Origin of the sequence: Pseudomonas sp. B10(2017) (assembly GCF_002113295.1) — a bacterium.
In the GTDB taxonomy this organism is placed as follows: domain Bacteria; phylum Pseudomonadota; class Gammaproteobacteria; order Pseudomonadales; family Pseudomonadaceae; genus Aquipseudomonas; species Aquipseudomonas pudica.
On sequence record NZ_NEJU01000010.1, the window covers coordinates 180,528 to 192,607 of the forward strand.

The 12,080-nt window shown below is 64.7% G+C and carries 14 protein-coding genes; 10 read left to right on the forward strand and 4 right to left on the reverse strand.

Translation table 11 applies throughout. The features are described from left to right. Nucleotides 1-56 precede the first annotated feature (56 nt). The 3 genes from CAF92_RS14690 (at nt 57) to CAF92_RS14700 (ending at nt 2,949) form a co-directional block, all read left to right on the forward strand. Nucleotides 57-947: a LysR family transcriptional regulator ArgP gene (locus tag CAF92_RS14690; RefSeq protein WP_046616940.1), complete on the forward strand. Its 891-nt coding sequence runs from the start codon at nt 57-59 to the stop codon at nt 945-947. Nucleotides 948-996: 49 nt separating this feature from the next. Beyond that, a complete protein-coding gene (locus tag CAF92_RS14695; RefSeq protein ID WP_046616937.1) occupies nt 997-1,992 on the forward strand; it encodes an NAD(P)-dependent oxidoreductase in 996 nt (331 codons plus the stop codon). 87 nt (nt 1,993-2,079) lie between these two features. Next, a complete protein-coding gene (locus CAF92_RS14700; RefSeq protein ID WP_046616936.1) occupies nt 2,080-2,949 on the forward strand; it encodes a hypothetical protein in 870 nt (289 codons plus the stop codon). A 108-nt stretch (nt 2,950-3,057) separates the two neighbouring features. On the opposite strand, the gene CAF92_RS14705 is transcribed toward CAF92_RS14700, so the two are convergent. Continuing rightward, a complete protein-coding gene (locus CAF92_RS14705) occupies nt 3,058-4,107 on the reverse strand; it encodes an alkene reductase (RefSeq protein WP_046616935.1) in 1,050 nt (349 codons plus the stop codon). Nucleotides 4,108-4,124: 17 nt separating this feature from the next. Further along, entirely contained in the window at nt 4,125-4,427 is a 303-nt protein-coding gene (locus tag CAF92_RS14710; protein WP_015271675.1) for a helix-turn-helix transcriptional regulator, read from the reverse strand. Nucleotides 4,428-4,577: 150 nt separating this feature from the next. Here CAF92_RS14710 and CAF92_RS14715 point away from each other — a divergent pair, with 150 nt between their 5' ends. Next, nucleotides 4,578-5,162, forward strand: a complete 585-nt coding sequence (locus CAF92_RS14715; RefSeq protein ID WP_085601217.1) for an ACP phosphodiesterase — start codon at nt 4,578-4,580, stop codon at nt 5,160-5,162. Between the two features lie 161 nt (nt 5,163-5,323). Here the strand turns inward: CAF92_RS14715 and CAF92_RS14720 are convergent, their stop codons facing one another. Together CAF92_RS14720 and olsB are read right to left on the reverse strand one after the other, a co-directional pair. Then, nucleotides 5,324-6,112, reverse strand: a complete 789-nt coding sequence (locus CAF92_RS14720) for a lysophospholipid acyltransferase family protein (RefSeq protein ID WP_085601218.1) — start codon at nt 6,110-6,112, stop codon at nt 5,324-5,326. Then, nucleotides 6,112-6,867: an L-ornithine N(alpha)-acyltransferase gene (olsB, locus tag CAF92_RS14725; protein WP_015271672.1), complete on the reverse strand. Its 756-nt coding sequence runs from the start codon at nt 6,865-6,867 to the stop codon at nt 6,112-6,114. Before olsB ends, CAF92_RS14720 begins: the two co-directional genes overlap by 1 nt. A 160-nt stretch (nt 6,868-7,027) precedes the next feature. Between olsB and CAF92_RS14730 the strand changes: the two genes are divergently transcribed. The 6 genes from CAF92_RS14730 to CAF92_RS14755 all read left to right on the forward strand — a co-directional run bounded on the left by CAF92_RS14730 (nt 7,028) and on the right by CAF92_RS14755 (nt 11,873). Further along, on the forward strand, nt 7,028-7,915 hold the full coding sequence (locus CAF92_RS14730) for an acyl-CoA dehydrogenase (RefSeq protein WP_085601219.1): 888 nt from the start codon (nt 7,028-7,030) through the stop codon (nt 7,913-7,915). 167 nt (nt 7,916-8,082) lie between these two features. Next, complete coding sequence (locus CAF92_RS14735) at nt 8,083-9,165, forward strand: serine hydrolase (RefSeq protein ID WP_085601220.1); 1,083 nt, start codon at nt 8,083-8,085, stop codon at nt 9,163-9,165. Then, a complete protein-coding gene (locus tag CAF92_RS14740) occupies nt 9,162-9,458 on the forward strand; it encodes an amidase (RefSeq protein ID WP_085601221.1) in 297 nt (98 codons plus the stop codon). Before CAF92_RS14735 ends, CAF92_RS14740 begins: the two co-directional genes overlap by 4 nt. A gap of 44 nt (nt 9,459-9,502) precedes the next feature. Further along, nucleotides 9,503-10,084: a YceI family protein gene (locus CAF92_RS14745; RefSeq protein WP_013974065.1), complete on the forward strand. Its 582-nt coding sequence runs from the start codon at nt 9,503-9,505 to the stop codon at nt 10,082-10,084. A 1-nt stretch (nt 10,085) separates the two neighbouring features. Then, nucleotides 10,086-11,243 carry a phosphatidylserine/phosphatidylglycerophosphate/cardiolipin synthase family protein gene (locus tag CAF92_RS14750; protein WP_085601222.1) on the forward strand — a complete coding sequence of 386 codons (1,158 nt, stop codon included), beginning with the start codon at nt 10,086-10,088 and terminating at the stop codon, nt 11,241-11,243. 51 nt (nt 11,244-11,294) lie between these two features. Then, complete coding sequence (locus CAF92_RS14755; protein WP_085601223.1) at nt 11,295-11,873, forward strand: DJ-1/PfpI family protein; 579 nt, start codon at nt 11,295-11,297, stop codon at nt 11,871-11,873. The last annotated feature ends 207 nt before the right edge of the window (nt 11,874-12,080 follow it).

A 12,080-nucleotide genomic window follows, 5' to 3' on the forward strand; every position in this document is an offset into this window, starting at 1 on the left:
ATGAAGCACGCTGTATAAGAAAAACAAATAGATCTGATCCGTCATTAGGAAAATCGATGTTCGACTACAAACTGCTGGCCGCCCTTGCTGCGGTGATCGAGCAGGGCGGTTTCGAACGCGCGGCGCAGGTGCTGGGCTTGTCGCAGTCGGCCATCTCCCAGCGCATCAAGCTGCTCGAGGCGCGGGTCGGCCAGCCGGTGCTGGTGCGTGCCACACCGCCAAGCCCTACCGAAGTCGGCCGCCAGTTGCTCAACCATGTGCAGCAGGTGCGCCTGCTCGAACGCGACCTGCAGCGCCAGGTGCCGGCGCTGGATGAGGAGGGCATGCCCGAGCGCCTGCGCATCGCCCTCAACGCCGACAGCCTGGCGACCTGGTGGGCCGGCGCAGTGGGCAACTTCTGCGCACAGCACAATGTGCTGACCGACCTGGTGGTGGAGGACCAGGAAGTGGGCCTGAAACGCATGCGTGCGGGCGAAGTGGCGGCTTGCCTGTGTGGCAGCGAGCGGCCAGTGGCCGGCGCGCGCAGCCTGCCGCTGGGCGCCATGCGCTACAGGGCGCTGGCCAGTCCCGGGTTCATGGCGCGGCATTTTCCGCACGGTTTCGTTGCCAGCCGCCTGGCCCGTACCCCGGCGATCGTGTATGGCCCGGACGACTTCCTGCAACACCGTTACCTGGCATCGCTGGGCATCGAAGATGGCTTCCTGCACCACTTGTGCCCGTCATCCGAAGGCTTCCTGCGCATGACCGAAGCCGGCCTGGGCTGGGGGTTGGTGCCGGAACTGCAGGCTCGCGAGCAACTGGCCAGCGGGCAGTTGGTGGAAATCTGCAGCGATACCCCCATCGATGTGCCGCTGTACTGGCATCATTGGCGCAATGGCGGGCAACTGCTCGCGCAACTGACCGACCACCTGCGGCACACCGCGCGGCAATGGCTGGTGCCCTTGTAGCCACGGCTGGCGTCAGTTGCATCTGAAATCTGGCAAGACGGAGTCTTACATGCGAATTCTGGTCACCGGCGCGAGTGGCTTCATTGGCGGGCGCTTTGCGCGCTTTGCCCTGGAGCAGGGCCTGGACGTGCGGGTCAGCGGCCGTCGAGCCGAGGGGGTCGAGCACCTGGTCAAGCGCGGCGCTCAGTTCATCCCCGGCGACCTGGGTGATGCCGAGTTGGCACGCCGCCTGTGCCAGGGCGTCGAGGCGGTGGTGCACTGCGCTGGCGCAGTAGGCAACTGGGGGCGCTACCAGGATTTTTACCAAGGCAATGTGATGGTCACCGAAAACGTGGTCGAGGGCTGCTTGAAGGAGCACGTACGGCGGCTGGTACACCTGTCGTCGCCGTCGATCTACTTCAATGGCCGCTCGCGCCTGGACATCCGGGAAGACCAGGTGCCGCGCCGCTTCCATGACCATTACGCGCAGACCAAGCACATGGCCGAGCAGAAAGTGTTCGGTGCCCAGGAGTTTGGCCTTGAGGTACTGGCGCTGCGCCCACGCTTCGTCACCGGTGCCGGCGATGCCAGTATCTTCCCGCGGCTGATGCAGATGCAGCGCAAGGGGCGTGTGGCGATCATCGGCAACGGCCTGAACAAAGTCGATTTCACCAGCGTGCACAACCTCAACGAAGCGCTGCTCAGTGCCCTGTTTGCCGACGACCGGGCGCTGGGCCAGGCCTACAACATCAGCAACGGCCAACCGCTGCCGCTGTGGGACGTGGTCAACTACGTGATGCGCCAGATGCAGCTGCCGCAGGTTACCCGTTACCGCTCCTACGGCCTGGCCTACAGCCTCGCCGCGCTGAACGAGGCGGCCTGCATGTTGTGGCCGGGGCGCCCGCAACCGACCCTGTCGCGCCTGGGGATGCAGGTGATGAGCCGCGATTTCACCCTGGATATCAGCCGCGCCCGGCAGCACCTGGACTACCAACCCAAGGTCAGCCTGTGGACGGCGCTGGATGAATTCTGTGCCTGGTGGAAGCACCAGCCGCCGGGGCAGTGAAGCCGGCCGGCCGACAATGGTCATCAACGCGCCGCGCTGGCGGTTTATACTCGTGCCTCTTTGCGACTACCGCGGTTGAATGTATCCATGCGTAACCATGCTCACGATGACTACGATGACGTGCCTACCCTGCGTGCCGGCACCCATGACGATGACGAACTGATGCCGGCGCACGTGGTGCGCAGCCGCCAGAAAGCCGCTCGGGGTGCCAGCACGGCGCCGCTGTGGGCGTTGCTCGGGGCCTCGTTCATCGCCTTGGCGGGGCTTGGCTGGTGGAGCTTCCAGCAGATCTCGCTGATGGAGCAGCAGTTGGTGGCGACCCAGGAAAGTTTTGCCCGCATCAGTGAAGAGGCGGCGGGGCGCCTGCAGGCGATCAGCGGCAAGGTGGCGGCCAGCGAATCCGGCGCCACCACCAACAGCGAGGCGCTGAAGCTGCAGCTGCGCGAGTTGCAGAAGGGTGTGGCGGGGCAGACCGGCGACCTGGGCAAGCGCCTGGAGCAGGTGCTGGCCGATACCCGTGAACAGCAAAAGGCCGTGACCCAGTTGCAAACCCAGTTGCAGGCACAGCTGAAAGCGGTGAATGGCGAGCTGGCCGCGTTGCGCTCGGGGCAGGTCGATGGTGGCAAGCTGGATACGCAATTCAAGGGCCTGAACGAACAGGTAGCTGCGCTGAAGGCCGCGCAGGTGGATGGCGCCAAGCTGGACGGGCAGCTCAAGAGCCTGGGCAGCGAGGTGGCGGCGCTGAAGAAGCAGGGTAACCCGAGTGCGGCCATCCAGGGCCTGGAACAGGATATCCTGGTGCTCAAGAGCCAGATCGACAACCGCCCGGCTGCTGCGTCGGCGGGTGGTGCTTCGGTGCAGGAATTCGACGCCTTCCGGGCGCAGACGACCCGCAACCTGAATACCTTGCAGAGCCAGATCCAGAACCTGCAGCAGCAGATCAACGCCCGGCCGTGAGATCACCTGAGCCTTCTTCGCGGGCACGCCCGCTCCCACAGGTACAGCGACAAGCTTGAAGATTGTGCTGACCCTGTGGGAGCGGGCGTGCCCGCGAATGGCCCTGAATCACAACCGCGGATAATCGATGTATCCCACCGGCCCCTTGCCATAGAAAGTCTCCGGCCGCGCCTCGTTCAACGGCGCATCCGCCGCCAGCCGTGCCGGCAGGTCAGGGTTGGCGATGAACGGCACGCCAAACGCCACTGCATCCGCCTTGCCGCTGGCGAGGGCCGCATTGGCACTGGCTTTGTCAAACCGCTCATTGACGATATACGGGCCGCCAAACGCTTCTTTGATCAATGGGCCAATGCTGTCATCGGCTTCCCGTTCCCGCGAACAGATGAAGGCGATACCCCGCTTGCCCAGCTCACGGGCCACGTAGGTAAAGGTTTCGGCACGGTCGGCATCGCCCATGTCATGGGCATCGGCACGCGGCGCCAGGTGCACGCCCACGCGGTTCGCACCCCACACCTCGATAGCTGCATCGGTCACTTCCAGCAGCAGCCGCGCACGGTTTTCCAGCGAGCCGCCGTAGTGGTCGGTGCGCTGGTTGGTGCTGCTCTGCAGGAACTGGTCGAGCAGGTAGCCGTTGGCACCGTGGATTTCCACGCCATCGAAACCGGCAGCCTTTGCATTCTCGGCACCGCTGCGGTAGGCCTCGACGATGTCGATGATTTCTTCGGTTTCCAGCGCGCGTGGGGTGGGGTAGTCACTGAGCGGGCGCACCAGGCTTACATGGCCCTTGGGCTGGATCGCGCTGGGGGCCACCGGCAGCTCGCCGTTCAGGTAGCTGGGGTGGGAGATGCGGCCAACGTGCCAAAGCTGCAGGAAGATGCGCCCGCCAGCGGCATGCACGGCCTTTGTCACATTGTTCCAGCCACGCACCTGCTCGTCGTTCCAGATACCAGGGGTATCCGGGTAGCCGACGCCCATGGCGCTGACCGAGGTCGCCTCGCTGAGGATCAGCCCGGCGCTGGCGCGTTGTACGTAGTACTCGGCCATCAGCGCGTTGGGCACGCGGCCTTCGTCGGCCCGGCAGCGGGTGAGCGGGGCCATGATGATGCGGTTGGGCAGTTGCAGGTCGCCCAGTGTGATTGGATCGAAAAGCGTGGTCATGACGGTTACCTGCCTGTTCAGAGTGCTTGGCGCAGTTGTTCGAGAAACGCCTGGATGGTGGCTTCGTTGCGTTTGAAGAAGTGCCATTGGCCGATCTTCTGGCTGCTGATCAGCCCGGCGCGCTGCAGGGTGGCCAGGTGGGCGGAGACGGTCGACTGCGACAGGCCGCAGCGTTGGTCGATCTGCCCGGCACACACACCGTTCTCGGTGCTGTGATACTGGTCGGGGAATTGCGTTGCCGGGTCCTTCAGCCAGCTGAGGATTTCTCGCCTGACCGGGTGGGCCAGCGCTTTTATGATTTCGTCGAGATCGATAGGCATGGGTTGAGACTCGTTGTAGCGGTATATCGCGATAGAGCGAAATATAAATCGTGGTTTCTCGATGTACAAATATGAAGAGGTTCTGAGCTGAGCACGAATCGCTATATCGCGTTATAACGATATAGGGCGCGGCGGTGCTAGACTGCGTTCATGAACTACCTTGCACATCTGCACCTCGGCGGCCCGGCGCCGCACCAATTGCTTGGCAGCCTGTATGGCGACTTCGTCAAAGGCTCGCTGGAAGGGCGCTTCCCGCCTGCGCTTGAGGCGGCCATCCGCCTGCACCGGCATATCGACAGCTACACCGACAAGCACCCGTTGGTGCTGGCGGCACTGGCGCGCTTTCCACGGGAGCGGCGGCGCTTTGCCGGCATCGTTCTGGATGTGTTTTTCGATCATTGCCTGGCACGACATTGGCGAGATTATGCCGAGCAGCCGCTGGAGCAGTTCACCGGTGACTTCTATCGGGTATTGCTCGCGCAGCCCGAGTTGCCAGGGCGGCTGGCGCGCATTGCGCCGTTCATGGCGGCAGATGACTGGCTGGGGGCGTATGGCGACTTTGCCACGCTGGAGCACGTGTTCAACGGCATTGCCCGGCGCTTGTCGCGGCCGGAGGGGATGGTCGGGGTGATGGGAGAGCTGGAGCGGCTGTATGAGCCATTGCTGGCGGACTTCAGGGAGTTTTATCCACAGTTGCAGGCGTTTGCGGCAGCGGGGCGGATGTCTGGCAGTTAGTGCCGGGTTGTCATTGCTGGCCTCTTCGCGGGTACACCACAGAACGCAGGATGAGTGCCATCCCGGTGGCTCCCACAGGTACACCACAGAGCTCAGGATAAGGGCGGTCCCTGTGGGAGTGGGTTCACCCGCGAAAGGGCCAGAACAGGCAGTACAAGAATTCAGGCAGCCCGCGCCTGCCGCCGTGGCGCCAGCTCAACTTCTTCAACCCCGAACAGCGCCAGGTGAATCGCCTGCTGCGCCTGCAACGCCAGCACCGCTCTCTCCTTGCCCACGCTGCCGATCGGCTGCAGCAGGTGAATGCATACCTCGCCCCGTGGCAGGGCGAACAGGCGCATCAGGTGCGAAACAAGGTCATCGTCACCTATGAACGGTGCAATCGGGTCGATCTGGCCATCGCGCAGGTACTGGATGGCGACCGGCTGCACCGCCACGCCACGGTCGATGGCGCCTGCCAACAGGCGACCATGGAAGGTGCGCAGGGTACGGCCGCTGGTGGTGGTGCCTTCCGGAAAGATCAGTAGCGGCCGGGAAAGGCCCAGTTGCCCGGCGATCTGTTCACGCAGGCGCTGGCTGTCGCCCCCGCCACGGCGGATGAACAGGGTACCGGCCTTTTCCGCCAGCCAGCCGGCCACCGGCCAGTGGCGCACTTCGGCCTTGGACAGGAACGACAGGGGTAGCAGCATGCCGAGCAGCGGGATATCGGTCCAGGACACGTGGTTGCTGACCCACAGCATCGGCCGCTTCGGTAGCTCGCCGACCACCCGCACATCGAAGGGCAGGGCCGCGACCAGTCGCTTCATGAACAGGCAGGTCCAGCGCTGGCGGCGCTCGATAGGTGCCTTGAACCCCAGGCGTTCGCCCAGGGCGATCACGCTGGCCATCAGCATGCCCAGCAGCAGTACCAGCAGCAGTCGAGTCAGGCGGGCCATTACCCGCAGCTTCGGCATCAGACCGCTGCCTTGAAGTGGCGGGCGTAGCGCGGGCACAGTTCGTCGCGCTTGAGCAGAATGAACACATCGGCCACCTGGAAGTCTTCGTCCCAGCACGGCTCGCCGCAGATCTTCGCGCCCAGGCGCATGTACGCCTTGAGCAGCGGTGGCATTTCGGCAATGACGTTGTTCGGCAGGGCCAGGTTTGGCAACGGATTCTTCGGCTCGGCGCGCAGGTGCTCGGTGCACAGATAGCGGTCACGCAGTCGCTGCATCACCGCGTGGGCCTGTACCCCGCCATCCTGCATGGGGATGCTGGCGCAGCCCATCAGGTAGCTGTAGCGGCCTTCGTTGAGCACTTCGGCCAGTTCGCCCCAGAGCACGGCGATGGTGCCGCCGTTGCGGTAGTCGGGGGCTACGCAGGTTCGGCCCAGCTCCAGGATCGGGCCCTGCAGCTGCAACAGGCCGTGCAGGCTGAATTCTTCTTCGCTATAGAAGCGGCCCAGGCTGCTGGCGGCCTGATGGTCCAGCAGGCGGGTGGTGGCAACCAGCTCGCCGGTGCTCAGGTCGCGTACGCCAATGTGGCGGCAGTGCACGTCGTAGTCGTCCATGTCCAGGCCTTGCTCGGCTCCTTTGAGCTTGGCCTTGAATTCGGCGCTGAACACTTTGTAGCGCAGGGCCTGGGCTTCCTGCAGGGCCGCAGCGCCAACCAGGCGTTCGGCTTGCAGACGGCGTTCGGTGCTGTTGTCGCCAGCGTGAGCGATCCGAGTCATTACGAGTCTCCATAAGCCAGCCATGAAGGGTTGCGGCCGGTCGGCTTTGTTGTGCAAAGTCAGCCTAGGTAGATGGGGTGTCACCCCTGTGAATCTTTGGTGATGCTTGCGTGACACCCTCTGAGCCACAACTGAAAGCCCTTCAGCAAGGAGCCGACCGATGGCCTGGTTGCAACGACTCAACGACCCGCTTCGCCAAGCGCTGGCGGGCACCCTGGGCGAAACCTATGCCGCGCTGCTCGAGCGCCTTGGCCCGGTTGCCCCGTTCGAACTGGCAGTGCTCGGCGGGCGTGCGATGGCCACCCCGGGCCTGGCCTTCCTGATCGGCTACCAGGCCGCCCTGCGCGTGCTGTGGCCCAGTGCTCCACCCAGCCTCGGCGCCCTGTGCGCCACCGAGCGGCGCAGCGTGCGGCCAGCGGATATGCGCACGCGCCTGGACGGCTTGCGGCTGACCGGCAGCAAGGACTTCGTCACTGCAGGCCTGGAGGCGGAATGGCTGCTGGTGGCGGCGCGCTGCGAGGCGACGGGCGCGGCGCCACAATTGAATTTGGCGGTGGTCTACCCCGGGGAGCCAGGTGTGACGCTGGAAGCGCTGCCGACCCTGCCGCTGATGCCGGAGGTGGGGCATGGGCGATTGATACTGGAGCAGGCGGCGTGCGAGTTGCTGGCCGGTGATGGTTGGGATGCTTATGTGAAGCCGTTCCGTTCACTGGAGGACTTGTATGTGCTTACGGCGTTGACGGCCTGGCTGTATGGCGTGGGGCAGGAGTGCGCCTGGCCGCAGGCCCTGCGCCTGCAACTGCTTGGGCTGCTGGCCGGGTGTGCCGAAGGTAGCCGGCAGTGCGCCGATAGCGTTGGTTGCCATTTGTTGCTGGGGGGCCTGTTTGCACAGTTCCAGGCGCTGCGAAGGGAGATCGATGCTGCGTTGGCGGCGGGGCCGGCGCAGTGGGCGCAGATCTGGCAGCGTGACCAGGGGGTGATGGCGCTGGCGGCGGCGGCGCGGGAGAAGCGGCTGAACAAGGCTTGGGCTGCTGCGGGATTGTCATGAATGCCTGATAGGTTTGTGTGATCCGATGAATCCTGGGGCCGCTTTGCGGCCCTTTCGCGACACAAGGCCGCTCCCACAAAAGCAAGAGCAGCGCTGTTCCCTGTGGGAGCGGCCTTTTGTCGCGAAAGGGCTGCGCAGCAGCCCCAAAATTGCGAGCCTGAAACGGGATGCTGAAAAGTCTGCTGCTGCTTTTTTGCATGGCTACGGGAACCGCCAAAGCCGAGGTCTGGCCAACTCCGGACTGGCCAATCGACAACACCCCCCTCGACTGGCAAGCCGTCGACGCCTACGCCTTCCCCGCACGCACCACCCCCGAACGCAGCGGTATCCGCACCGACGCCTTGCTGATCATCCGCGACGGCCGCATCCTCCACGAACGCTACGCCGCCCCCAGCACTGCCGCCACCGCCCACCTGACCTGGTCGATCAGCAAGAGCGTACTCGCCACGCTATTGGGCGTAGCCCAGGGCGAAGGCCGCTTCCAGCTGCAGGACCCGGTCACCCGCTTCTACCCGGCCATGCAGGCCCATCCCGGCGTGCGCATGGCCGATCTGCTGCATTGGGCCAGCGGCCTGGACTGGCAGGAAGACTACGAGTACGCCCCGCTCAAGTCGTCGGTGGTGGCCATGCTGTATACCCGTGGCCGCGAAGACATGGCGGCCTATGCGGCGGCGCGGACAGCGGTGGCCAGCCCAGGCCAGCGGTTTCTGTATTCGAGTGGCGACAGCAACCTGCTGGCCGCCGCGCTTCGCGGCATGCTCGATGCCGGTCAGTACCCCGACTACCCCTGGCATGCACTGTTCAACCCCTTGGGGATCGATAGTGCGGTATGGGAGCGGGACCGCGTGGGTACTTATGTGGGTTCGTCCTACCTGTACCTCAGCGCTCGCGACCTTGCACGCATCGGCCTGCTGATGCAGCGCGACGGGCGCTGGCAGGATCGGCAATTGCTACCCAAGCCCTGGGTGGCCTTCAACCGCACGCCGTTTGCCGAGGCCGAAGCGCTGCCCGGCGAGGCCAACCCCGGTGGCCACTGGTGGCTCAACCAGCCTCTGGACGGTGCTGCACGGCCTTGGCCGAGTGCGCCCGCAGACACCTATGCAGCCCTTGGCCACTGGGGCCAGGCGCTGTACGTGCTGCCCGCGCAAAAGCTGGTGATCGTGCGTTACGCCGATGACCGCGACGGCAGCTACCAGCACGACGAGCTGCTCAAGCGGATACTCGTGGCGCTGGCTGGGGAGGGGGCATGAAGCGGATGCTGTTGGTGGTGTTGCTGGGGCTGGTGTACTGGGCCTGGCACGAGCGCCAGGCTCTGGCGGACTTCCCCGGTATCCTTTCGGCCTACTCGGCCAAGGAATATTGCTCGTGCCGCTTCGTCATGGGGTTCGAGCCGGCGTATTGCCAAGGCTACGTGAAGCAATGGCTGCCGCTGAGCCTGCTGGAGGAAGACAGCCAACAGCGGCAGGTTACCGCCGAAGCCCTGGGCCGTCGCAATCAGGCCGCCTGGCAAGGCCCGCGCGAGGGCTGCCGCTTGCTGCCGTGAAGGCGGGCGGGTAAGGTTGGCGGCCTGGTTTCACGAGATCTGTCATGTTCAAGCTGCCCCGCCTGCTGCCCGCCTTGTTGCTGGCTTTTTGCCTGCCTGCCCATGCCAACTGGCACCTCGATGGCGAGTCTTCGCGCCTTTCGTTCATTACCGGCAAGAACGGTAATACTGCCGAAGTGCACCGCTTCCTGGTGCTGCATGGCACGGTCGACCGCAAGGGTGTGGCCGGGCTGAGCATCGAGATGGATTCGGTGAGCAGCGGTATTCCACTGCGTGACGAGCGCATGCGCGAGGACCTGTTCGAGGTCGAGCGCTTTGCCGAAGCCAAGGTGCAGGCGCAACTGGACCTGCGGCCGATCAACGACCTGGCCAACGGTGCCCAGATCGAACTGCGCCTGCCATTGACCGTGACCCTGCATGGCCAGTCGCACAGCTACAACGCCTTGCTGCTGGCCACCCGGCTGGACGAGCGACGCTTCCAGGTGGTGACCCTTGAGCCCTTGGTGCTGCGCGCCGAAGATTTCGGCCTGTTGCCGGGGCTGCAACGCCTGCGCAAGTTCGCCGGGCTCAAGTCCATCAACCCTTCGGTGCCGGTTAGCGCGGTGCTGATCTTCACCGCCCGCTGACATGCCGGGGCCGGTCTTTCCCTGGCGGGATGGCAACCAGTTCGAACTGCTGATCGACGGCCCCGAGTTTTTTCCGCGCATGCTCCTGGCGATCATGCGCGCCGAGTTCCAGGTCGACCTGGAGCTGTACCTGGTCGAGGCCGGTGACTGCGCGGATGCTGTGGTCGAAGCGCTGGAGCAGGCTGCCCGACGCGGCGTGCGGGTGCGCTGCCTGTTCGACGACTATGGTTCGCTGGCTTTCAACAGCAAGTTGCGTCAGCGCCTGCTGGACGCAGGTGTGTATCTGCGCTGGTACAACCGCCTGCGCTGGAAGCGTGGCCTTCGCAACCTGTACCGCGACCACCGCAAGTTGCTGCTGGTGGACGAGCGCTGGGCCGTGGTGGGTGGTACGGGCGTCACCGACGAGTTCTGGACGCCGGGCGAGGCGACCAGTGAGTGGCACGAGGTGATGGTGCAGATGAAGGGGCCGGTGGTGAGCGACTGGCAGTTGCTGTTCGACCGCCAGTGGCACGCCAACAACCGTCGCACCGCCTGGCGCCCCGCCGAGGGCTTTGGCCTGCCGCGCCTGCCCAAGGTGCCTGCGCAGGGGCAGGGCATGGGCCGGGTAGCCTATGCCGACGCCCGCCAGCACCAGGACATCCTGCATTCGCTGGTGCGGGCGATCAACAGCGGCAAGCAGCGAGTGTGGCTGGCCACGCCCTACTTCCTGCCAACCTGGAGCGTGCGCCGTTCGCTGCGCCGGGCTGCCGGCAAGGGGGTCGATGTGCGGCTGCTGCTGACCGGGCCGCGCACCGATCACCCCTCGGTACGTTACGCCGGACACCGCTATTACCCGCGCCTGCTGCGCGCCGGGGTGCGCATCTATGAGTACCAGCCTTGTTTCCTGCACCTGAAGATGGTGCTGATCGACGACTGGGTCAGTATCGGCTCATGCAACTTCGATCACTGGAACCTGCGTTTCAACCTCGAGGCCAATATCGAGGCGCTCGACCCACCACTGACGGCTGCCGTGCAGGCCAGCTTCGAGCGTGATTTCGCCTTGAGCGAGGTGGTCGACCTGGGCCACTGGAATGCCCGGCCGCTGTGGCGCCGGGTGAAGCAGCGGTTGTGGGGTTGGCTGGACCGGTTGGTGGTCAACTTGCTCGACCGTCGCGACTGAGACCGGCTATCGTGCAGTGACTGTCTCAAGGCAATCGAAGGAGTGGGTGCGATGACGGCGAAGAAGATTCTCATGTTGGTCGGCGACTACGTCGAAGATTACGAAGTCATGGTGCCGTTCCAGGCGTTGAGCATGGTCGGGCACACGGTGCATGCGGTATGCCCGGAAAAGGTCGCGGGGCAGACTGTGCGCACCGCGATTCATGATTTCGAGGGAGAACAGACCTACAGCGAAAAGCCGGGGCACAACTTTGCCCTGAACTACGATTTCGTGCGGGTGCGTGCCGAGGGTTATGACGCGTTGTTGATCCCCGGTGGCCGTGCACCGGAGTACCTGCGTCTGGATGAGCGGGTGCTGGAACTGGTGCGGGCGTTCGACCAGGCTGGCAAGCCGATCGCGGCCGTATGCCATGGTGCCCAGCTGTTGGCGGCGGCCGGCGTGCTGGAAGGGCGCGAATGCAGTGCGTACCCGGCGTGTGCGCCGGAAGTGCGCTTGGCGGGCGGGACATTCATCGATATCGCGGTGGACCAGGCGCATGTGGACGGCAACCTGGTGACGGCACCGGCATGGCCGGCGCATCCGGCGTGGCTGGCGGCATTCCTCAAGGTGCTTGGTACCCGTATTGCCTGACAGGGCCCTATCGCCGGCAAGCCAGCTCCCACAGGTTTAGCGAAGGTTTCAAGACCTGCGAAGTAGCTGTGGGAGCAACTGTCTTGCTCAATTTCTAAAAGCTGGCGTGATCCCTGTGGGAGCGGGCTTGCCCGCGAACACGGGCGAAGCCCGTGCCATCCATCGCGGTGTCTTCTTCGCGGGTAACCCGCTCCCACAGGGATCACG